This window comes from Pantoea sp. B550, assembly GCF_024158165.1.
GTDB lineage: Bacteria > Pseudomonadota > Gammaproteobacteria > Enterobacterales > Enterobacteriaceae > Pantoea > Pantoea alfalfae.
This window is the reverse complement of record NZ_JAMYXI010000003.1, coordinates 2,660,734-2,682,688: the sequence shown is the minus strand read 5'-3', so window position 1 is coordinate 2,682,688 and position 21,955 is coordinate 2,660,734. Positions and strand designations below refer to the sequence as shown.

Here is a 21,955-nt window from a genome sequence, read left to right as displayed (position 1 = left end):
GCTGCGCGACAAGACTGCGAATTACACTTTATTTACGCTACAATCCGTTAAATTTAGTTGTGCTTTATCGGTGTGATCTGCCGCGCATTTTTGCCTTTTTTAGCCAGATCATTACCCTGAACCTATGTCGGAATATGAAGTCAAGTGAGAAACATGCCCTATATCGTCGCGCTTACAGGGGGAATCGGCAGTGGAAAGAGTACGATTGCCCAGGCATTCGCCGCGTCTGGTGTGGAAATTATTGACGCTGACCTGATCGCCCGAGAAGTTGTTGAACCTGGCACGCCCGCTTTGCAGGCTCTTCAGGCACGCTATGGCGCGTCAATCGTGACGGATCAGGGAATGCTTGATCGTAAACAGCTTCGCGACATTATTTTTCAGCAGCCGGAAGAGAAAAGCTGGTTAAACGCGCTGCTCCATCCGCTGATTAACGCCCGGACACGAGAACTGATCGCCCAGGCCACCTCACCTTATGTGCTCTGGGTGGTGCCATTACTGGTGGAAAATCAGTTACAGCACCAGGCTGATCGGGTGCTGGTAGTCGATGTTGATGAGGCAACGCAGTTAGCGCGTACCCAGCAACGTGACCATCTTTCCGTCGAACAGGCGAAACGTATTCTTGCCGCACAGGCCACGCGCCAGCAGCGCCTCGCCTGTGCCGATGACATTATTGATAACAGTGGCAAGCCCGACGACGCCTTGCCACAGGTTGCCGAACTCCATCAGCGCTATCTCAGGCTGGCGGCAACGAAACAGGATTAATACCATGAGCACACCCGTTCTGTTTGAACACCCACTGAATGAAAAAATGCGAACCTGGTTACGGGTTGAGTTTTTGATTAATCAGTTAGATGAAACGACACCACTGGATAAAACCGTTAATGCGCTGACCTTTTTTCGCCTGATTAGCGAGCTGCTCGATATTTTTGAGCGCGGCGATATGCGGACAGAACTGTTGAAAGAGCTTGAGCGCCAGCAGCAAAAATTACGGGCGTGGGCTGACGTGCCCGGCGTCGATATGACGCTGGTGGATGCCCTGCGCGATAAGATCAAAATTCAGTCAACGCAGTTGATGAATGCCCCACGTATGGGCCAGCAACTCCGCGAGGATCGTCTGATTGCCCTGGTGCGGCAGCGTCTGAGCATCCCCGGTGGATGCTGCAGCTTTGATTTGCCGGGCCTGCACATCTGGCTCCATCTGCCGCAGGAAGCACGCGATGCGCAGGTCGAAGCCTGGATGTTGACGCTGGAGCCACTGCATCATGCGCTGGCGATGATACTGGATCTGATCCGCCAGTCTGGCGCGTTTCATGTGCAGACCAGCCTTAATGGTTTTTATCAGGATAATGCCGAAGGCGCCGATCTGCTGCGACTGCAGTTGTCGCTGGAGGATGCGCTCTATCCACAGGTGTCCGGACATAAAAGCCGCTACGCCATTCGTTTTATGCCGCTTGATAGTGAGCGTGGTGAAGTTCCGGCCCGCCTTAATTTTCAACTGGCCTGTTGTTAGAGGTAAAAATGCAGCAAGAAGTGATGACCGTTTCCTGTCCGCAGTGCGGCAAAGATGTGATCTGGGATGAGCTCAGCCCGTGGCGCCCTTTTTGCAGTAAGCGCTGCCAGCTCATCGATTTAGGGGAATGGGCCGCAGAAGAAAAACGCATTCCCAGCAGCAACGACATGAACGACAGTGACAACTGGAGTGAAGAAGATCGTTGATAAGATGGGGCGCACTGCCCCATTCAGTCAGAGTTCGCCCGCGACCAGTCGCGCAATCAGCTGGTGATTCGCGGGTGGAAACTCCTCCGCCACCAGCGCATGCTGATCAACCCAACGCTGTGGCTGACCCTCTTTGCCCCACGGCTCGCCGTTCCACCCTTCAACCAGAAAGAAATGCAGCGTTACGCGCAGATCGTCATAGCTGTGGTCTGCATGACCAATCGGGCGCGCCTCAGTGACGTCAATCCCGGTCTCTTCGTGTAGCTCCCTGATCAGTCCCTGTTCGGCGCTTTCGCCCGCTTCAATCTTACCGCCAGGAAACTCCCACTTGTTCGCCATGTAAGAGCTTGCCGCGCGCTGGGCAAGGAAAATCTGTTTATTGGCATTGCGAATGATGCCAACTGCAACCTGCAGGTGCTTCATGGAAACTATCCGGTCGTCATAGGTGAATGAAGGCTGATTCTAGAGCATGCCGGAGCGGAAGTTAACCGCTTTAGCTCAGCGCTGGCACAGAGATTACGTTAGCAGAGCGCATAAAAAAAGGAGCCATTGGCTCCTTTTTCATCAGCATTCAGTCTCAGGCAATACGGCCATGGCACTGTTTGTACTTTTTGCCGGAACCACATGGGCAGGGGTCGTTGCGGCCGACTTTGCGTTCACCACTCTGCTCCGCCACAGGCTCGGCTGCCAGCAGATCTTCTTCTACATGGCTTAGCTGCTGTTGCTGCGCCAGACGTTCAGCTTCCTCACGACGCTGTTGCTCCATCGCTTCAACTTCTTCTGGCATACGCACCTGCACTTTGCTCAGCGTACTGATCACTTCATATTTCAGTGATTCAAGCATCGCAGCAAACATGGCGAAGGATTCACGCTTGTACTCCTGCTTAGGATCTTTCTGCGCATAGCCGCGCAGATGAATACCCTGACGCAGGTAGTCCATCGCAGCCAGATGCTCTTTCCACAATGAATCCAGCGTCTGCAGCATCACGCCTTTTTCGAAGTTGCGCATCATCTCTGCGCCAACGATCTGCTCTTTCTCAGCGTAGCTTTCCGTGGCGTGGGTCATGATGCGCTCACGCAGCACTTCTTCGTGCAGGTCAGGCTCTTTATCCAGCCACTCTGCAATCGGCAGGTTCAGATCGAAGTCAGCACGCAGACGCTCTTCCAGGCCTGGCACGTCCCACATTTCTTCCAGCGACTGTGGCGGAATGTAGGTATCAATCGTCACTTTGTAAACATCGTGACGAATGCTGTTAATGGTTTCGCTAACATCAGACACATCCAGCAGCTCATTACGCTGACTGTAGATCGCGCGACGCTGGTCATTCGCCACATCATCATATTCCAGCAGTTGCTTACGAATATCGAAGTTACGGCTTTCAACTTTGCGCTGTGCATTGGCAATCGCTTTGGTGACCCATGGATGCTCAATCGCTTCGCCTGGCTTCATGCCCAGTTTACGCATCATGTTGGAGACGCGGTCTGAGGCGAAAATACGCATCAGCGCATCTTCCATCGACAGGTAGAAACGCGAAGAACCGGCATCACCCTGACGGCCGGCACGACCGCGCAGCTGATTATCGATACGACGTGATTCGTGACGCTCAGTACCGACAATGTGCAAACCACCTGACGCCAGCACCGCATCATGACGAATCTGCCATGCCGCTTTGATCTCTTCGATTTGCGCTTCAGTTGGCTCTTCCAGTTCAGCCACCTCGGCATGCCAGCTACCGCCCAGCATAATATCCGTACCACGTCCGGCCATGTTGGTGGCAATAGTGACCGCACCCGGCTGACCGGCCTGCGCCACGATATCCGCTTCGCGGGCGTGGAATTTGGCGTTCAGGACGTTATGTTTGATACCGGCACGGGTCAGTTCGTTAGAAACCACTTCTGATTTTTCAATCGAGATGGTTCCCACCAGCACTGGCTGACCGTTGGCAGTACGCTCACGGATATCTTCGATAATGGCATCGATCTTCTCTTTCTCGGTCATGTAGACCAGGTCGGCCAGATCTTTACGCACCATCGGACGGTTAGTCGGCACCACAATGGTGTCGAGCTTGTAAATAGAGCTGAATTCAAACGCTTCAGTATCGGCAGTACCGGTCATACCGGCCAGCTTCTCGTAAATACGGAAGTAGTTCTGGAAGGTGATAGAGGCCAGCGTCTGGTTCTCGTTCTGAATCTCAACGCCTTCTTTCGCTTCAATCGCCTGATGCAGACCATCGGACCAGCGACGGCCCTGCATGGTACGGCCGGTGTGCTCATCAACAATCACCACTTCGCCATCTTTCACGATGTAATCAACATCGCGGGTAAAGAGTGCGTGCGCACGCAGCGCCGCAGTGACGTGGTGCATCAGCATGATGTTGGTCGGTGAGTAGAGAGACTCGCCTGCTTCCATGATGCCCTGGCTGACCAGCAGCTCCTCCACTTTCACCAGACCACGCTCAGACATATGAGCCTGACGCGCTTTCTCATCAACCCAGAAGTCGCCTTCACCCTGATGGGTTTCGGTATCTTCTTTATCCTGGCGTACCAGATGAGGGATGATTTTGTTCACTTTGGTATAAAGCTCAGAACTGTCTTCTGCCGGACCGGAGATAATCAGCGGCGTACGCGCTTCATCGATCAGGATGGAGTCGACCTCATCCACCAGCGCATAGTGCAGTTTACGCTGCACGCGCTCTTCCGGGCTGAAAGCCATGTTGTCGCGCAGGTAATCAAAGCCATATTCGTTGTTGGTGCCGTAGGTAATATCAGCAGCGTAAGCTTCACGCTTCGCCACCGCTGGCAGGCCCGACATGTTGATACCGATGCTTAACCCCAGGAACTCAAACAGTGGACGGTTGTTTTCCGCATCACGCTGTGCCAGATAGTCGTTGACGGTCACCACATGAACGCCTTTGCCAGAGAGCGCATTCAGATAGGCTGGCAGCGTTGCGGTCAGGGTTTTACCTTCACCGGTACGCATCTCAGCGATGCAGCGGTCGTTCAGCACCATGCCGCCGATCAGCTGCACGTCGAAGTGACGCATACCGAACACACGTTTACTCGCTTCACGCACGGTCGCGAACGCTTCAGGGATCAGGCTTTCCAGCGATTCACCTTTTTTCAGGCGCTCGCGGAACTCGTCGGTTTTCGCTTTCAGTTCATCGTCAGAGAGCTTCTCAAAATCGGGCTCCATCTTATTGATGACGTCCACCACTTTGCGCATACGGCGCAGCGTACGATCGTTACTGCTACCAAAAACCTTGGTCAATATTTTGCTTAACATAGTAAATATATTCTCAATTCAGCCGGCGCATTCCGGACTGCGAAATCTAAACAGAGTGAATAAAACCAAAAATATTAGCAGAACAATCGGGCGGGTCCGGCGCGAATGCCATGCACACTGGCATGCCATTCTACCCATGAGCGGGTAGCGGCCATGAAAAGAGGGGGGGCAGATATCTGCTGCGGTGCAGTGTGCAGCGCAGAATGTGATGTCAGTAAATTATGCAGTGAGTCAATCAGCGCCAGCTTTTGTGCCGCCAGCGGTAATTGCTGTTGCTCCGCCTGCACCTGAGGTGCCAGCGTGAAAGAGAGGTGACGGATAACGGTGCGGATGGCGTGCTGATGCCAGTAATCCACGCTGAAGCTCGGTCGCCGGGACGCTTCCTGAAGCCGGATTAAATGATCAAAGCGGGTAGCATTGCCCAGAAAGAGACTGCTGGCCGGCGATTCAGACGAGGCGTTGAGTTCGGAGCTTTGCGCACAGGCTGGCAGGCCAAAGCTGGCCGCTACCATCCCTAACAGGAGATGGGGCCAGAAGTAGCGTCTACCTAATTGTCGCCAGCGCAGAAGAATCCCGATCACAACCTTTCCATCGCGCATGCTCTGTTGCGCTCTTGTTTTCTGGTACCCGCCGCGAGCCGCAACGGATTTCGGCCTGTAAAAGCGCCACAGATAGTAACATTAATGTGGGGCATCCACACCTGGGATTAAAGAGGCGGCGAGAGAAAACGCGTGTGATTGTTCAGCAATTCAGCAGAACAGACAACGCTTTGCGGGCGAGGTCGCCGTTATCAGGTGTGTTATGGAAGGCAATATAAAAACGGCTGGTGCCGCTGACCGGAGAGGGTGTCAGCATAACCAGCCGTTTCACGTTCTGGGGTAGTTAAGCCAGAACCAGATTCGGTGCTTTGAATGCCAGCGGCAGTTCAGCTTCGTCTTCGAAGGTTGCCCATTCCCAGGCTTCCTGCTTAGCCAGAACTGCTTGCAGCAGCTTGTTGTTCAGCGCGTGGCCCGATTTGAACGCAGTGAATGCGCCAATGATGTTGTGACCACACATAAACAAGTCGCCAATCGCGTCCAGCATTTTGTGACGGACAAACTCGTCTTCAAAACGCAGACCTTCTTCATTCAGTACGCGGAAATCATCCAGACCTATCGCACAATCTAAGCTACCGCCCAGGCACAGGCCTTTAGACTGCAGATATTCGATTTCACGCATAAAGCCAAATGTACGCGCCCGGCTGATTTGACGAACAAAGGCGTCAGCAGAGAAGTTCATCGCATAGCGCTGTGAGCTGGAATCGATAGCCGGGTGTTTGAAGTCGATGGTGAAATCGAGTGAGAAACCGTTATACGGTTTGATCTCAGCCCATTTGTCACCCTCTTCCACACGCACGGTCTGCTTAACACGCACAAATTTCTTCGCGCTGTTGAGCTGCTCGATGCCCGCATCCATCAGCAGATAGATAAACGGTGCTGCGCTGCCATCCATGATCGGGATTTCTGGCGCATCGACTTCAACAATAATGTTGTCAATACCCAGACCCGCCAGGGCGGCATTAAGGTGTTCAACCGTTGAAATACGCACGCCTTCATCGTTCACCAGGCAGGTACTCAGCATGGTGTCGCGCACGTATTTTGCATCAGCCGGAAAATCTACCGGTGGATTCAAGTCGGTGCGACGATAGATGACCCCGGTATTAGCCGACGCAGGGCGTAATGTCAGTGTGACTTTTTTGCCGGTATGTAAACCGACACCAGTCGCCTGAACAATACGTTTTAATGTCCTTTGTTTGATCATCGCATTATCTCGCAGTATCACCTTTCCGACCGCCAGTATACTTTACCAGCGGACAGACACTTTAGCACAAAGAGCGGAGAATCCCAATTATAGGGTTAATCCTAGTCGGCCTGCTTACGTAAAAAGGCCGGAATATCAAGATAGTCTGGCTCTTTATTCGACTGCGCAGCCTGGTCGTTAACGACTTTGGCAGCAGGCTTCTGCTCCTGCGGCAGCGGTGACATACCGTGCTGCTGATAGCGATGATCCATCACAGGCTGACTGGCTGGCTTGTTCGTCACCAGGGTGATTTCCGGACGCTTGTCCATACCGATACCGGTTGCCACCACGGTAACGCGCAGTTCATCGTTCATTTCCGGATCCAGCGACGTACCGATTACCACGGTCGCGTTGTCAGAAGCGAAGGCGCGGATAGTGTTACCCACGGTTTCGAACTCATCCAGACGCAGGTCGAAGCCCGCAGTAATGTTGACCAGCACGCCACGGGCACCTGACAGGTCGATATCTTCCAGCAGCGGGCTGGAGATCGCCATTTCAGCCGCTTCTTCCGCACGATCTTCACCGCACGCCACGCCTGAACCCATCATTGCATAGCCCATTTCGGACATCACTGTACGCACGTCAGCAAAGTCGACGTTCATCAGGCCCGGACGGGTGATCAGTTCGGCGATACCCTGTACTGCGCCTTTCAGCACGTCATTGGCCGCGCCAAACGCATCCAGCAGGGAAATGCCACGACCCAGCACTTTCAGCAGCTTGTCGTTTGGAATGGTGATCAGTGAATCGACATGCTTGGAGAGTTCAGCGATCCCCTGCTCGGCAAACGCCATGCGTTTCTTGCCTTCGAAGTTGAATGGCTTGGTGACAACCGCCACCGTCAGGATACCGAGATCCTTGGCCACTTCAGCGACCACAGGCGCTGCACCGGTACCGGTACCGCCGCCCATGCCTGCTGCGATGAAGACCATGTCTGCCCCTTCCAGCGCAGCCCGCAGTGCTTCGCGATCTTCTTCTGCAGAGTTACGGCCCACTTCCGGGTTCGCACCCGCACCCAGACCTTTGGTAATGTTATTACCGATCTGGATGGTCTGGCCGACAGCTGTTTTACGCAGCGCTTGCGCGTCGGTATTCACAGCAAAGAATTCCACACCTTCGATACGTTCGCGTACCATGTGCTCTACGGCGTTACCGCCGCCGCCACCGACGCCGATGACTTTAATCACCGCGTCGTTGGTTAATTCCATAGGTTCAAACATGATTTCTCTCCGTTATGTGCCTGTCGCCTGGAGATCACTAAAGAAAACAGCATGATCCCCTTTCACAAAAATTAAAACTCTTTTTTTAACCAACTGTTAATACGCTTGAACCAGTTACCTACTGAAACCCGTTTTTCGGTCTCTGCATCACCGTTCATGTGCGACTCTTTGCCGTAATGCAACAGTCCCACGGCGGTGGAGTAGTACGATTCCTGCGCATAGTCAGTCAGGCCGGTAATATTCAGCGGCTGTCCGATACGCACCTGCGTATGGAATACGCGTTGCGCACAGGCCGCCAGTCCTTCGATTTGCGCTGCACCACCGGTCAGGACAATGCCTGCGGCCAGATGATGTTTCACGCCCTGCTGACGCAGTTGTTCCTGTAACTGCAGAATCTCGTCATTGACCAGATTCAAAAGTTCGGTATAACGCGGCTCAATCACCTCCGCCAGCGTCTGACGTTGCAGGCTGCGCGGTGGACGTCCGCCTACGCTCGGCACTTCAACGTTCTCATCTTTGCCGACAATCGAGCCCAGCGCGCAACCATGGCGCACTTTAATCGCCTCAGCATCCGTTGGTGGTGTACCAAACGCATACGCGATATCGCTGGTGACAACGTTGCCTGCATACGGAATCACCTTAGTGTGCCGTAAAGCGCCGCCGGTATATACGGCTATGTCCATTGTACCGCCACCAATATCGACAACACAGACGCCCAGCTCACGTTCGTCTTCAGTCAGAACCGCAAAACTGGAGGCGAGGCCGGCAAAAATCAGCTGATCCACTTTCAGTCCGCAACGCTCAACGGCTTTAACGATGTTCTTCGCCATATCGTTGTGGCAGGTGATCAGGTGCACTTTTGCCTGCATGCGCACGCCGGACAGTCCGACCGGATTCTTAATCCCTTCCTGATAATCAATTGCGTATTCCTGAGGAATCACGTGCAGGATGCGGTGCTCGTCACGTACTCTTACCGATTTGGCAGTATGTACAACGTTCTCTACATCATCCTGAGTCACTTCCTCTTCCGAAATCGGAACCATCCCGATTTCGTTCTGACAACTGATATGTTTGCCCGATAAAGCAAGGTAGACGGAGGAGATCTGGCAATCTGCCATCAGCTCAGCCTGATCGATGGCGCGCTGAACGCATTTCACCACCGACTCAAGGTCGTTTACGCCACCTTTATCCATACCGCGGGAAGGGCAACTGCCCACCCCAATAATGTTGACCATACCATCGGGCAGAACTTCCCCAACCAGGGCGGCAACCTTTGCAGTGCCGATTTCGAGTCCAACTACCAGTTTTCTGTCCGTTGCCTTGATCATTGTTGTTTAGCCTGTGCCTGGTTCTGTTGCTGATTACTGTCCTGTGGCTCCATCACGACCGGTGTCCAGCCAACAGAAGCGCCAGAGTCGTATCGCAAATCCACGTAGCTGATACGTTTGCTCTCGTTCTGACCTTGCTGTTGCAGCACCGGGTAGAGCTCAATAAAGCGATTCAGTCGTTTCATAGTGTCGCTGCGCCCCAGTTCGATGCGTACATCATCACTGGTAACCAGCTGCCATGAACGACGGGCCGTCATCGACGCCACCTTCAGAGTAAACTTCCGGGCTTTCAGCACATCATCCATGCTGTGATAGCCCGCCAGGACCTCTTTCTCACTCCCTTCAGGCCCATACAACATCGGCATTGTCTCTTTGCCGGCATGACTGGCGGGTACGCTGAAGGAGACACCTTCAGCATCCACCATATGCAAATCGTTCCAGCGCGCCACTGGCGTATACTCCACCAGATGGATTTTCAGTTCGTCTGGCCACTGCTTACGTACGCTGACCTGCTTAATCCACGGCAGTCGCTCAATCTGCTGCTGCAGGATATCCACATCCTGAGACATAAACGTGCCAGGCGGACCCAGCGATAGAATCGCCTGACGGATATCGTCGTGAGTCGTGTAGTGCGTCTGTCCTGTTACCACCAGCTTTGAAAGCGGCAGCCGGGACGCATCGTTCATCCACTTCAACACTACCAGCCCGCCAGCAACCATAATCCCGATAACGATCAGCAGAAAAACAATGCCGAACAGTCGGGCTCCGTTACTGCGCCCGGTGCGAATACGCTCCTGCGGTTCACGGTTTCGAACTCTCATCGCCGCCTGTGACATATCAGTCGGCCAGCTCCAGAATATGGGCAACCAGCTGCGGGAAACTCATGCCCGCCTGTTTCGCTGCCATAGGAACCAGACTGTGACTGGTCATGCCCGGCGAGGTATTGGCTTCCAGTAGCTGGAAATTCCCTGCCCCATCCGTCATCACATCAACCCGTCCCCAGCCACGACAGCCCAGTGCACGCCAGGCCGCCAGCACCAGCTGCTGTAATTCAGCTTCACGTTCAGCGCTTAACCCGGCCGGACAGACGTACTGAGTATCGTCAGAAATGTATTTAGCTTCATAGTCATAGAACTCACTGGCGCTCTTTATTTCAATTGAGGGCAGAATATGATCGCCCACAATCGCGACGGTATACTCCGCGCCGCTGAGAAACGCCTCGACCAGTACGTCATTGTCGTACTTAAACGCCATTTCCAGTGCGGCAGACAGCGCGCTCAGCTCGTTAACCCGGCTGATACCCACGCTGGAGCCTTCACAGGCTGGCTTAACAAACAGTGGCAGACCCAGCGCTGTAATCGCCGCGTTGCTCTCGGCATCCAGCCCGGCATCGAACTGCTGCCGCGTCAGCCAGACAAATTTTCCTGACGGCAATCCGCGACCCTGCCACAGCAGTTTGGTGCGCAGCTTATCCATGGTCACAGCCGATGCCATTACGTCGCTGCCGGTGTAAGGCAGTTGCAGAAACTCCAGTACCGCCTGCATCGTGCCATCTTCTCCGCCCCGGCCATGCAGCGCGATAAAGGCTTTGGTAAAGCCCTGCTCTTTCAGCGTCAGCACCGACACATCGCGGGTATCAATGCCATGCGCATCGATGCCCATTTCACGCAGTCCGGCGACGACGGCCTGACCCGAGTTCAGCGAAACCTCACGCTCTGCTGAGGTGCCGCCCATTAATACGGCAACTTTATCCGCCATGACGATCCTCCGCTTTACGTTCCGGCTGAAGCTTAGTCTCCGCCAGCTTGCGGGCAACCTTGCCGACGTTACCGGCGCCCTGTACCAGAATCAGGTCATTGCCTGACAGCAGCGGTGCCAGCATCTCCGGCAGCGCGTCATGTTCCGGCACCAGAATCGGATCAACCTTGCCCCGGTTACGAATGGCACGGCACAGCGAACGGCTGTCGGCACCCGGAATCGCGGTTTCACCGGCGGAGTACACATCCAGCATCAGCAACACATCGACATGCGACAGCACGTTGGCGAAATCATCAAACAGATCGCGGGTGCGGCTGTAACGGTGCGGCTGAAACACCATCACCAGTTTTTTATCCGGCCAGCCTGCGCGCGCGGCTTTAATCGTCGCGTCCACTTCGGTGGGATGATGACCGTAATCATCTACCAGCATCGCGCTGCCCGGCTGTCCATTGACCGGCTCTGTCGGGAATTCACCCAGCAGATCAAAGCGACGCCCCGTACCCTGGAAGCTCTCCAGCGCAGCCAGTATGGCATTGTCTTCAATGCCCTCTTCAGTGGCGACGGCGACCGCTGCCGCCGCGTTCAGGGCGTTATGGCGACCCGGCGCGTTCAGCGTAATCTGCAGCGGCGCCTTGTCCTGACGGATCAGAGTGAAATGCCCCTGCGCGCCACTCTGCTCATAATTTTCAATGCGCAGGTCAGCATCGTCACTGAAACCGTACGTGGTGATATGACGTCCCACACGCGGTATCAGATCACGGATGACCGCATCGTCCACACACATCACCGCACGACCGTAAAACGGCAGGTTATGCAGGAAGTTAATAAACGTCTGCTTCAGGTTCTCAAAATCGCCCTGATAGGTGTCCATATGGTCAGCTTCGATGTTGGTCACAATCGCCACCATCGGCTGCAGATGCAGGAATGACGCATCGCTCTCATCTGCTTCGGCAATCAGATAGCGGCTGTGACCCAGACGCGCATGAGTACCCGCTGCTTTAACCAGACCGCCGTTAACGAAGGTTGGATCAAGACCCGCTTCCGCATAAATACTCGACACCATCGCCGTGGTGGTCGTTTTGCCATGCGTACCCGCAACGGCGATGCCGTGACGGAAACGCATCAGTTCAGCCAGCATCTCCGCGCGACGGATCACCGGGATACGCTGCTCACGTGCTGCCACCAGTTCCGGATTATCCTGCGATACGGCGCTGGAGACGACTACGACGCTGGCATCGGTCACATTTTCGGGGCGATGGTTAAAATAAATGGTGGCCCCCAGCGCAATCAGGTTCTGTGTCACCGGGTTAGGGGCCAGATCTGAACCGCTGATATGGTAGCCTTCATTTGCTAACACTTCGGCAATACCGCCCATGCCAGCACCACCGATGCCGACAAAGTGGATGTGCCGGACGCGACGCATCTCAGGCACGATAGAACGCAGTTTTGCCAATTGTTGTGTATTCATCGCTCTCAGTTACCTGCTATTTCAGTTTGTACCCACTCGGGGTACAGGTCAGACACGCTGACCGGAATGATTACTTTGCGGCGCGAGCCACTTCCTGAGCGACTCGTTCAGTCGCATCGGGAATCGCCACCTGACGGGCCTGCTCAGCCATCGTCAGCAGTGTTACGCGATCCCAGTGGCGTAGCAGATCCGCTACAGCCTCCGCAGTAAACTGCGGCTGCTCAAAAATTCTGGCGGCGCCCGCTTTCTCCAGCGGCAGCGCGTTCCAGTACTGCTGGCGATCTTTGTGCTGAAACGGCACGAAAATCGCCGGTAATCCGGCGGCAGCGACTTCGCTCACGGTTAATGCGCCGGAGCGACATACCACCACATCAGCCCAGGCGTAGGCGGCAGCCATGTCATCTATAAACTCAGTGACCTTATGCTGCGTCTGTCCGACCTGCTGATACGCTTTCTCTGTTTCGGGCTGTGCCCCTTTACCCGTCTGATGCCACAGGGTGATCTCATCACCCACCAGCGCCGCAACCTGCGGTAGCGTCTGGTTCAGAATCCGCGCACCCTGACTGCCGCCAATCACCAGTACCCGAATCGGGCCATGACGATCCGCCAGACGTTGCGCGGGCAAAGGCAGAGCCAGAACATCAGTACGAACCGGATTTCCCACCACATCGGCGGCGGGAAACGCGCCCGGAAACGCCTGCAAAACTTTGGTGGCGATTTTCGCCAGCCATTTGTTGGTCAGCCCGGCGATCCCATTCTGCTCATGCAGCACCACAGGAATACCACAGCTCCACGCCGCTAAGCCGCCAGGACCAGAAACGTAGCCGCCCATGCCCAGCACCACATCCGGCTGCCAGGCTTTCATGATGCGACGCGCCTGACGCCATGCATTGAAGATGCGCAGCGGTGCCAGCAGCAGCGCTTTCATGCCTTTCCCGCGTAACCCGCTGATGCGGATGAAGTCGATGTCGATGCCATGTTTTGGCACCAGATCGGCTTCCATACGGTCGGCGGTGCCTAACCAGCGAACCTGCCAGCCCTGTTCCATCAGATGATGGGCGACAGCCAGACCGGGAAAGACATGTCCACCGGTTCCGCCTGCCATCACCATCAATCGCTTACCGCTCATCGACCACCTCGGGTAAACGCCTGCGCTTTCGCCAGGCGCGTTTCATAATCTATGCGTAATAAAAAGACGATGGCGGTCGACATAATGATCAGACTCGAACCACCGTAACTGATCAGCGGTAAGGTCAGGCCTTTGGTCGGTAACATACCGGCGGCAGCCCCGACGTTAACCAGCGCCTGGAAGCTGAACCAGACACCGATTGAACAGGCTAAAAACCCGGAAAAACGCTGATCCAGTTCCAGAGCACGACGGCCAATCGACATCGCACGAAAAGCGACGAAGAATACCATTAAAAGTGCCATTACCACACCGACATAGCCGAGTTCTTCCCCGATGATGGCGAAAATAAAGTCGGTATGCGCTTCCGGCAGATATTCCAGCTTTTGCACCGAGTTACCGAGCCCCTGCCCCCAGAATTCCCCGCGACCAAATGCCATCAGAGACTGCGTCAGCTGGTAGCCGCTACCAAACGGATCTTCCCACGGGTTCCAGAACGAGGTCACACGACGCATACGATAAGGTTCGGCAATAATCAGCAGGATTACCGCAAAAATACCGGAGCCGATAATCGCCATGAACTGCCACAGTTTGGCACCGGCCAGGAACAGCATCGCCAGCGTAGTGACAAACAGCACCACCACCGTACCCAGGTCCGGCTGCGCCAGCAGTAACACAGCCAGCACGACCATCACGCCCATCGGCTTACAGAAGCCCCAGAAGTTGTTTCGCACCTCTTCCACTTTGCGCACCAGGTAGCTGGCGAGATAGCAGAACAGGGAGAGCTTCGACAGCTCCGCAGGCTGGATACGCAGCGGCCCGAGCGCGATCCAGCGCGAGGCACCGTTAACCGAGCTGCCGACGACCAGAACAATCAGCAGCATCGCCACCGTGACCATCAGCATCACGTTGCTGTAGCGCTGCCAGAAATCCATCGGCACCCGCAGCGTGACCAGCGCCATACCTAAAGCCAGCACGATGTAAAACGCATCACGTTTGGCGAAGTAGAAAAGATCGTCATTCAGACGCTGACCTACCGGCATTGACGCCGACGTCACCATCACAAAACCAATTACCGCCAGGCCCAGCGTCAGCCATAACAGTGTGCGGTCATAAAGCACCAGCGATGAGTCATCACTTTCGCGAGCGCCCATCACCCAGTCTTTCAGGCGTCCTGAGAAGTAACCCGCCAGTCCGGCGCCAGGAATACGCATCAGCTCAGCTCCTTCGCCAGTTGCGCGAACTGCTCACCGCGCTGCTCAAAGTTACGGAACTGGTCAAGGCTGGCGCAGGCCGGCGACAGCAGAACCATATCGCCTGCTTTGACCTGCGGCGCGATCTGCTCCATCGCCTGACGCATCGTCTCCGTGCGTACGGCGATCTCAGGACGCAGCGCTGCCAGCGCATCGCCGTCGCGGCCAAAACAGTAGATACGCACATTGTCGCCCTGCAGCCAGGGGATCAGCGGCGTAAAGTCGGCTGACTTACCATCACCGCCCATCAGCAGCCATAGCGTTCCCTCTACCTGCAGACCATTCAGCGCCGCTTCGGTGCTGCCGACGTTGGTCGCTTTGGAGTCATTAATCCAGCGCACACCCTGGTGTTCATGGACCAGCTGGAAGCGATGCGCCAGACCGTTAAAGTGCGTTAAAGCCGCGAGGCTGGAGGCGCGTGGCAGCCCCACCGCATCAGCCAGCGCCAGCGCCGCCAGCGCGTTGGTGTAGTTGTGCTGTCCCACCATCTTCATTTCAGCGGTGTTCAGGACTTTCTCGCCTTTTACCCGCAGCCAGATACTGCCCTGCTGCTTGTTGAGGTGGTAGTCGCCGAAATCGACACCAAAACTGACGCAGCGCTTATCCGCACCACGTACTGGCATCGTCAGCGCATCATCGGCGTTAACGATGCAGATCTGCGCATTCTCATAGACCCGCAGCTTGGCAGCACGATACTGCTGCATACCCAGCGGATAGCGATCCATATGATCTTCGGTAACGTTAAGCACGGTTGCCGCAGCCGCTTTCAGGCTGTGCGTAGTCTCAAGCTGGAAGCTGGAAAGTTCCAGTACATAGAGTTGGGCCGGTGATTGCAGCAGACTCAGCGCGGGCAGACCAATATTGCCGCCGACGCCGGCCTGCCAGCCTGCGGCTTTCGCCATCTCACCCACCAGCGTGGTCACGGTGCTTTTGCCGTTGGAACCGGTAATTGCCACGATGGGTGCCTGCGCCTCGCGGCAGAACAGCTCAATGTCACCGACGATTTCAATTCCGGCTTCAACCGCTTCGCTGAGAATCGGATGCGCCAGCGCGACGCCTGGGCTGGCAACAATCAGATCGGCCGCCAGTAACCAGTCACCATTAATGCCGCCCAGATGGCGTTCAACCTGCCCGGGTAATTTATCCAGTCCCGGCGGCGAGACACGGGTATCCATCACGCGAGGCGTGACGCCCTGCGCTAAAAAGAAATCAACACAGGAGAGCCCGGTAAGGCCCAGTCCGATGATGACGACTTTTCTACCCCGATAGTCAGCCATGATTAACGCACCTTCAGCGTGGCCAGGCCAATCAGCACCAGCATTAGCGAAATAATCCAGAAGCGCACGATAACGCGCGGTTCCGGCCAGCCCTTAAGTTCATAGTGGTGATGGATCGGCGCCATGCGGAAAATACGCTGGCCGCGCAACTTGAACGATCCCACCTGCAGGATCACCGACAGCGTTTCAACCACAAATACGCCGCCCATGATCACCAGTAAAAATTCCTGACGCAGTAACACCGCGATAGTGCCCAGCGCGCCGCCTAAAGCCAGCGAGCCGACGTCGCCCATAAAGACCTGAGCCGGATAGGTGTTGAACCACAGGAAGCCCAGCCCTGCCCCGACGATAGCGGTACAGACAATCACCAGCTCACCGGCGTGACGCAGATAGGGAATATGAAGGTATTCAGCAAACTTCACATTACCGGTTGCCCAGGCAACCAGCGCGAAGCCCGCAGCGACAAAGACGGTTGGCATAATCGCCAGCCCATCCAGGCCATCGGTCAGATTGACCGCGTTACCCGTTCCGACGATCACAAAGTAGGCAAGCAGCACATAAAAAAGGCCAAGCTGCGGCATGATGTCTTTGAAAAACGGCACGACCAGTTGAGTCGCGGGGGTATCTTTGCCCGCCGCATAGAGTCCGAACGCCACACCCAGCGAAATCACCGACATCCAGAAATATTTCCAGCGGGCGATCAGGCCTTTGGTGTCTTTGCGCACCACTTTACGGTAGTCATCGACAAAGCCGATGATGCCAAAGCCGACCAGCACGAACAGCACGCACCAGACATAGGGGTTCGACGGATAGGCCCACATCAGCACAGAAATGGTGATGGAGGTCAGAATCATGATGCCGCCCATGGTAGGCGTCCCGCGCTTACTGAAGTGCGATTCCGGGCCATCGTTACGGACGACCTGGCCAATCTGTAATTTCTGCAGCCAGGCGATCAGGCGCGGCCCCATCCAGAGTGAGATAAATAGTGCGGTCAGCAGGCTGACAATGGCGCGAAACGTCAGATAGGAAAAGACGTTAAAGCCCGAATAAAAAGCGACCAGATGCTCGGCCAGCCAAACTAACATGTTCCTTTCTCCTTTAAGCTCTGTACTACCTGCTCCATGGCGGCACTACGTGAACCTTTTATCAGGACGGTAATTTCTGAGTGTTGGGACAACAATTCTCGTAAACGTTCAGTCAGCGCCGTCTTATCGCTGAAATGTTCACCAACGCCACTGCTTTCACTGATGAATTGGCTGAATTTTCCACAGGTCAGTACGCGGTCAAGGCCTGCTTCGCGTGCCGCTTCGCCAATTTCGCGGTGGCATTTTTCAGTCTCTTCACCCAGTTCCGCCATATCACCCGCGACCAGCACCTGGTAACCAGGCATCTCTGACAGGACCTGGACGGCGGCGGTCATCGATCCGACGTTAGCGTTGTAGCTGTCATCCAGCAGCAGTTGATGCGCAGAGAGACGTACCGGGAACAGGCGACCTGGCACCGACTGCAGGTTTTTCAGTCCCTGCTGAACGGCGCTAAGCGGCGCATCTACCGACAGAGCCAGTGCCGCCGCCGCCAGAGCGTTAGCGATGTTATGACGACCCGGCAACGGTAATACGATCTCAGCTGTGCCACGCGGTGTGTTCATCACAAAATGGGTGCCATCCTGCGCAATGCGGATATCCCGGGCGGAGAAATCACACTCAGCCGCCTGCGGCGAGAAGCGCCACACGGTTTTGTCCTGCAGCGTGGTCTGCCAGTTTGGCCAGTCGTTGCTCTCCTCGTTGAGAATTGCAATGCCGTGAGCCGGCAGACCCTGAAAGATCTCACCTTTCGCTTTAGCGACACCGGCCAGTGAGCCAAAGCCCTCCAGGTGTGCCGCGGCCAGATTATTCACCAGTGCACTTTCCGGTTTAACCAGGTCAGTGGTGTAGGCGATTTCGCCCTGATGATTAGCACCCAGCTCGATAACCGCGTACTGATGTTCTGCGGTCAGGCGGAGCAGCGTCATCGGTACGCCATAATCGTTGTTGAGATTGCCCGAGGTGTAGAGCGTCTCGCCACACTGACGCAGAATCGCTGCGGTCATCTCTTTAACCGAGGTTTTGCCGGAAGAGCCGGTCAGCGCGACTACGCGGGCGGTCGACTGCTGACGAACCCAGGCACCCAGTCGGCCAAAGGCAACCCGGGTATCCTCAACCACCACCTGAGGCACGGCGACAGGTAAATGCTTACTGACCAGCAGCGCCTGTGCGCCACTAGCAATGGCATCTACGGCGAAGTCATGGGCATCAAAGCGTTCGCCCACCAGCGCGACAAACAGGCTGCCCGCCGTCACTTTGCGGGTATCGGTGGTCACATCATTCAGGGTTAAATCGCTGCCGTGCAGCGTGCCGCCGGTAATTTCCGCCAGGGTCTTTAATGAAACCGGAATCATGCTGCGCCTCCAAGCAGTGCCGCTACTGTGGCACGATCGGAGTAGTCGAGACGACGGTTGCCGATGATCTGATAATCTTCATGGCCTTTACCCGCCACCAGCACGATATCGTCAGGCTGTGCCTGCATAATGGCGTTAGTGACCGCTTGCGCACGACCCGATACCACGCGGGCGCGGCCCGGTTCGAGCAAACCAGTCAGAATGTCTTTTACTATCGCCTGCGGATCTTCGCTACGCGGATTGTCGTCGGTGATCACCACCACATCCGCATATTGCTCAGCAATCGCACCCATTAACGGGCGTTTGCCTTTGTCACGGTCCCCGCCGCAGCCAAACAGGCACCAGAGTTTTCCTTTGCAGTGCAGACGTGCCGCTTCCAGCGCTTTTTCCAGCGCATCCGGCGTGTGGGCATAATCCACTACGACCGTCGGTTTTCCTGCAGCGCTGAAGACTTCCATACGCCCGTTAACCGGCTGTAACCGTGGTGCAACACTGACCAGCGTCGCCAGTGGATAATCCAGTGACAGCAGGGTCGCCAGTGCCAGCAGCAGATTACTGACGTTGAACGCACCCATCAGCGGGCTGTCGATTTCACCGTTGCCCCAGCTTGAGCTGAAACGGATATGCGCACCGTTGTCGTGATACTCCACCGCATCGGCTTTCAGCCAGCGGCCATGGCAGCCCGGCTGAAGGTTATCCTCCATGGTGACGGCAACCGCATCAGGTAAGCGCGCCAGCCAGCGACGACCAACTTCATCATCAGCGTTAAGAATCGCCTGTCCAACCTGATGCTCAGAAAACAGCAGCCATTTGGCCGACTCATAGCCCGGCATGTCACCGTGGTAATCGAGGTGATCGCGACTGAGGTTGGTGAAGACCGCAGCGGCAAACGGCAGTGCTGCAACGCGATGCTGCACCAGACCGTGTGACGAGACTTCCATCGCGGTCAGGGTCGCTCCTTTTTCAGCGAGTTCGTGCAGCGTATGCTGAACGTCCACTGCTGAACCGGTCGTATTTTCTGCGGCGACTAAGTGCCCCACCAGCCCGTTGCCGACGGTGCCCATCACCGCACTGGTCTCACCCAGCAGCGTCGCCCACTGCGCCAGCAGTTGGGTAGTCGTGGTTTTACCGTTGGTGCCGGTGACGCCAATCAGCGTCTGCTTCTCGCCCGGCTGCTGGTAAAAGCGGCCTGCTAAGGCTGAAAGGCGCTGATTCAACTGCGCCAGATAGATAACCGGTACGCCGTGCATCTCACGGATTTCGCCGTCGGTCGCTTCATCCTCAGCTTCAGCCACTACGGCGGCGACGCCCTGCGCAATCGCCTGCGGAATGAAACGGCGTCCATCGACCTGATGGCCTGCAACCGCGACAAACAGATCGCCAGACGCCGCCATGCGGCTATCCAGGGTCATGTCGCGCAGTGGGCGCGCCGGCGCACCTGGCACCCAGGGGCCGAGTAAGTCGCGCAGGTTACGATCTGTCACTTGATTCCTCACTTCTGTTAGTCACCAACTCATTCCTGTCATTGGTCGTCGGTAATGCGTCCGGCTCGATGTTCATGGTGCGCAGTACGCCGCCCATGATGGCACCAAACACCGGTGCAGAAACCGCACCGCCGTAATACTTGCCGGCCTGGGGATCGTTGATCACCACCACCAGCGCGAATCGGGGATGACTGGCAGGCGCCACGCCTGCGGTATAAGCAATATATTTATTGACGTAGCGTCCATCCGGCCCGACTTTTTTCGCCGTACCGGTTTTTATCGCAATGCGATAACCCTTGATTGCCGCTTTAACGCCACCGCCACCGGGCAGCGCCACGCTTTCCATCATGTGCATCACGGTTTTCACCAGTGACTCATCGAAAACGCGTTGTCCCGCGACGGGCGGATCCACTTTGGTAATCGACAGCGGGCGATTAATGCCATAGCTGCCAATCGTTGCGTAGACTCGCGCTAACTGTAACGGCGTTACCATTAGCCCGTAGCCGAAAGAGAAGGTGGCCCTCTCTATGTCAGACCACCGTTGTTTTTTAGGGTATAAGCCACTGCTTTCCCCGACCAGCCCCAAATTGGTCGGTTTGCCCAGTCCAAAGCGCGCGTAAGTTTCTACCAGCGCTGAGGAAGGCATCGCTAACGCCAGACGTGAAACACCGACGTTACTCGACTTCTGTAAAACCCCTGTCAGGGTCAATTCGTTGTAGCGCGCCACATCTTTGATCTCATGACCATTGACCCGGTACGGCACGGTATTCAGGACGCTATTCTCTCTGACCACGCCGCGCTGCAGCGCGGTCATCACCACCATCGGCTTCACGGTAGAACCCGGCTCGAAGATGTCGGTAATTGCGCGGTTACGCATCAGATCTTTAGGCGTGTTGGTGAGATTATTTGGGTTGTAAGCCGGACTGTTGGCCATCGCCAGCACTTCACCGGTATTCACATCCACCAGCACCGCGGTGCCCGATTCCGCTTTGTTAAAGGCCACCGCATTATTCAGTTCCCGGTAGACCAGCGCCTGTAAGCGCTCATCAATACTCAGAGTCAGGTTATGGGCGGCGCGGCTGTCCACTGACGAGATATCTTCAATAACGCGACCATAACGGTCTTTGCGTACCGTCCGCTCGCCCGGCGCACCGGTCAGCCATTTATCAAAGCTCTTTTCAATGCCTTCAATGCCCTGGCCGTCGATATTGGTAAAGCCAATCAGATGGGAGGTCACCTGCCCGGCAGGGTAGTAACGACGCGACTCTTCGCGCAGATGAATACCGGGAAGTTTGAGTTTTTTGACGTATTCACCGATGGCCGGATTGACCTGGCGCGCCAGATAGACAAAGCGGCCTTTAGGATTGGCATTGACGCGGGCCGCCAGTTGATCAAGCGGAATAGAGAGCGCATCAGACAGCGCTTTCCAGCGGCTGTCCAGCGTTACGCCACCACCGGCATGCAGCTCTTTTGGATCAGCCCAGATGGCATTAACCGGTACACTGACTGCCAATGGGCGGCCAGCGCGATCGCTGATCATCCCGCGTGAAGTCGGCACAGCCTGAACACGCAGCGAGCGCAGATCGCCCTCTTTCACCAGCTTGCCCGGATTGATCACCTGCAGCCAGGCCACACGCGACAGCAAACCGCCCAGCGCCAGTAAAATACAGCCGCACAGCAACGCAAAACGCCAGCTTACAAAGCTGGCTTTATCTTCCGGTTTCTTTAACTTCAGCGTTCTGCCTGTGCCGCTCATTCGCTATCTGAAA

The 21,955-nt window shown here is 55.7% G+C and carries 19 protein-coding genes; 3 read left to right on the top strand and 16 right to left on the bottom strand.

The features are described from left to right. The first annotated feature begins 153 nt into the window (after positions 1 to 153). Genes coaE through yacG form a run of 3 tightly spaced genes read left to right on the top strand, consistent with a single transcriptional unit; the run spans position 154 to position 1,716 of the window. The gene (gene coaE / locus NIM72_RS15420; RefSeq protein ID WP_253421079.1) at positions 154 to 762 is read left to right on the top strand and encodes a dephospho-CoA kinase; all 609 of its coding nucleotides are present in this window, start codon (positions 154 to 156) and stop codon (positions 760 to 762) included. Positions 763 to 766: 4 nt separating this feature from the next. Beyond that, positions 767 to 1,510 carry a cell division protein ZapD gene (zapD, locus tag NIM72_RS15415; RefSeq protein WP_161731607.1) on the top strand — a complete coding sequence of 248 codons (744 nt, stop codon included), beginning with the start codon at positions 767 to 769 and terminating at the stop codon, positions 1,508 to 1,510. A gap of 8 nt (positions 1,511 to 1,518) precedes the next feature. Then, positions 1,519 to 1,716: a DNA gyrase inhibitor YacG gene (gene yacG / locus NIM72_RS15410; protein WP_161731609.1), complete on the top strand. Its 198-nt coding sequence runs from the start codon at positions 1,519 to 1,521 to the stop codon at positions 1,714 to 1,716. Between the two features lie 27 nt (positions 1,717 to 1,743). Here yacG and mutT read toward each other — a convergent pair whose 3' ends face one another. The 16 genes from mutT to NIM72_RS15330 all read right to left on the bottom strand — a co-directional run bounded on the left by mutT (position 1,744) and on the right by NIM72_RS15330 (position 21,942). Further along, entirely contained in the window at positions 1,744 to 2,139 is a 396-nt protein-coding gene (mutT, locus tag NIM72_RS15405; protein ID WP_161731611.1) for an 8-oxo-dGTP diphosphatase MutT, read from the bottom strand. A 154-nt stretch (positions 2,140 to 2,293) separates the two neighbouring features. Further along, positions 2,294 to 4,999, bottom strand: coding sequence for a preprotein translocase subunit SecA (secA, locus tag NIM72_RS15400; protein ID WP_161731614.1), 2,706 nt, complete (start codon positions 4,997 to 4,999; stop codon positions 2,294 to 2,296). Between the two features lie 74 nt (positions 5,000 to 5,073). Beyond that, positions 5,074 to 5,580: a secA translation cis-regulator SecM gene (gene secM / locus NIM72_RS15395; RefSeq protein WP_371876306.1), complete on the bottom strand. Its 507-nt coding sequence runs from the start codon at positions 5,578 to 5,580 to the stop codon at positions 5,074 to 5,076. A 301-nt stretch (positions 5,581 to 5,881) separates the two neighbouring features. After that, the gene (lpxC, locus tag NIM72_RS15390) at positions 5,882 to 6,799 is read right to left on the bottom strand and encodes a UDP-3-O-acyl-N-acetylglucosamine deacetylase (protein ID WP_031376704.1); all 918 of its coding nucleotides are present in this window, start codon (positions 6,797 to 6,799) and stop codon (positions 5,882 to 5,884) included. Positions 6,800 to 6,900: 101 nt separating this feature from the next. After that, complete coding sequence (ftsZ, locus tag NIM72_RS15385) at positions 6,901 to 8,055, bottom strand: cell division protein FtsZ (RefSeq protein ID WP_003854738.1); 1,155 nt, start codon at positions 8,053 to 8,055, stop codon at positions 6,901 to 6,903. A 71-nt stretch (positions 8,056 to 8,126) separates the two neighbouring features. Next, positions 8,127 to 9,383, bottom strand: coding sequence for a cell division protein FtsA (gene ftsA, locus NIM72_RS15380; RefSeq protein ID WP_010253890.1), 1,257 nt, complete (start codon positions 9,381 to 9,383; stop codon positions 8,127 to 8,129). Next, on the bottom strand, positions 9,380 to 10,219 hold the full coding sequence (gene ftsQ, locus NIM72_RS15375; protein WP_161731618.1) for a cell division protein FtsQ: 840 nt from the start codon (positions 10,217 to 10,219) through the stop codon (positions 9,380 to 9,382). The genes ftsA and ftsQ overlap by 4 nt, the downstream gene beginning before the upstream one ends. Before the next feature lies 1 nt (position 10,220). Continuing rightward, entirely contained in the window at positions 10,221 to 11,141 is a 921-nt protein-coding gene (locus NIM72_RS15370; protein ID WP_253421077.1) for a D-alanine--D-alanine ligase, read from the bottom strand. After that, complete coding sequence (murC, locus tag NIM72_RS15365; RefSeq protein WP_161731622.1) at positions 11,131 to 12,609, bottom strand: UDP-N-acetylmuramate--L-alanine ligase; 1,479 nt, start codon at positions 12,607 to 12,609, stop codon at positions 11,131 to 11,133. The genes NIM72_RS15370 and murC overlap by 11 nt, the downstream gene beginning before the upstream one ends. Before the next feature lie 70 nt (positions 12,610 to 12,679). Next, positions 12,680 to 13,738: an undecaprenyldiphospho-muramoylpentapeptide beta-N-acetylglucosaminyltransferase gene (gene murG / locus NIM72_RS15360; protein ID WP_161731624.1), complete on the bottom strand. Its 1,059-nt coding sequence runs from the start codon at positions 13,736 to 13,738 to the stop codon at positions 12,680 to 12,682. After that, positions 13,735 to 14,949 (bottom strand): cell division protein FtsW, encoded by a 1,215-nt coding sequence (ftsW, locus tag NIM72_RS15355; RefSeq protein ID WP_222924564.1) that lies wholly within the window; start codon positions 14,947 to 14,949, stop codon positions 13,735 to 13,737. Before ftsW ends, murG begins: the two co-directional genes overlap by 4 nt. Then, on the bottom strand, positions 14,949 to 16,265 hold the full coding sequence (gene murD / locus NIM72_RS15350; protein WP_161731628.1) for a UDP-N-acetylmuramoyl-L-alanine--D-glutamate ligase: 1,317 nt from the start codon (positions 16,263 to 16,265) through the stop codon (positions 14,949 to 14,951). Before murD ends, ftsW begins: the two co-directional genes overlap by 1 nt. A 2-nt stretch (positions 16,266 to 16,267) precedes the next feature. Further along, positions 16,268 to 17,350: a phospho-N-acetylmuramoyl-pentapeptide-transferase gene (gene mraY / locus NIM72_RS15345; protein WP_013356763.1), complete on the bottom strand. Its 1,083-nt coding sequence runs from the start codon at positions 17,348 to 17,350 to the stop codon at positions 16,268 to 16,270. Beyond that, positions 17,344 to 18,702 carry a UDP-N-acetylmuramoyl-tripeptide--D-alanyl-D-alanine ligase gene (gene murF / locus NIM72_RS15340; RefSeq protein WP_161731630.1) on the bottom strand — a complete coding sequence of 453 codons (1,359 nt, stop codon included), beginning with the start codon at positions 18,700 to 18,702 and terminating at the stop codon, positions 17,344 to 17,346. The genes mraY and murF overlap by 7 nt, the downstream gene beginning before the upstream one ends. Beyond that, entirely contained in the window at positions 18,699 to 20,186 is a 1,488-nt protein-coding gene (gene murE / locus NIM72_RS15335; RefSeq protein ID WP_161731632.1) for a UDP-N-acetylmuramoyl-L-alanyl-D-glutamate--2,6-diaminopimelate ligase, read from the bottom strand. The genes murF and murE overlap by 4 nt, the downstream gene beginning before the upstream one ends. Then, positions 20,173 to 21,942 (bottom strand): peptidoglycan glycosyltransferase FtsI, encoded by a 1,770-nt coding sequence (locus NIM72_RS15330; RefSeq protein ID WP_013356760.1) that lies wholly within the window; start codon positions 21,940 to 21,942, stop codon positions 20,173 to 20,175. The genes murE and NIM72_RS15330 overlap by 14 nt, the downstream gene beginning before the upstream one ends. Between the last annotated feature and the right edge of the window lie 13 nt (positions 21,943 to 21,955).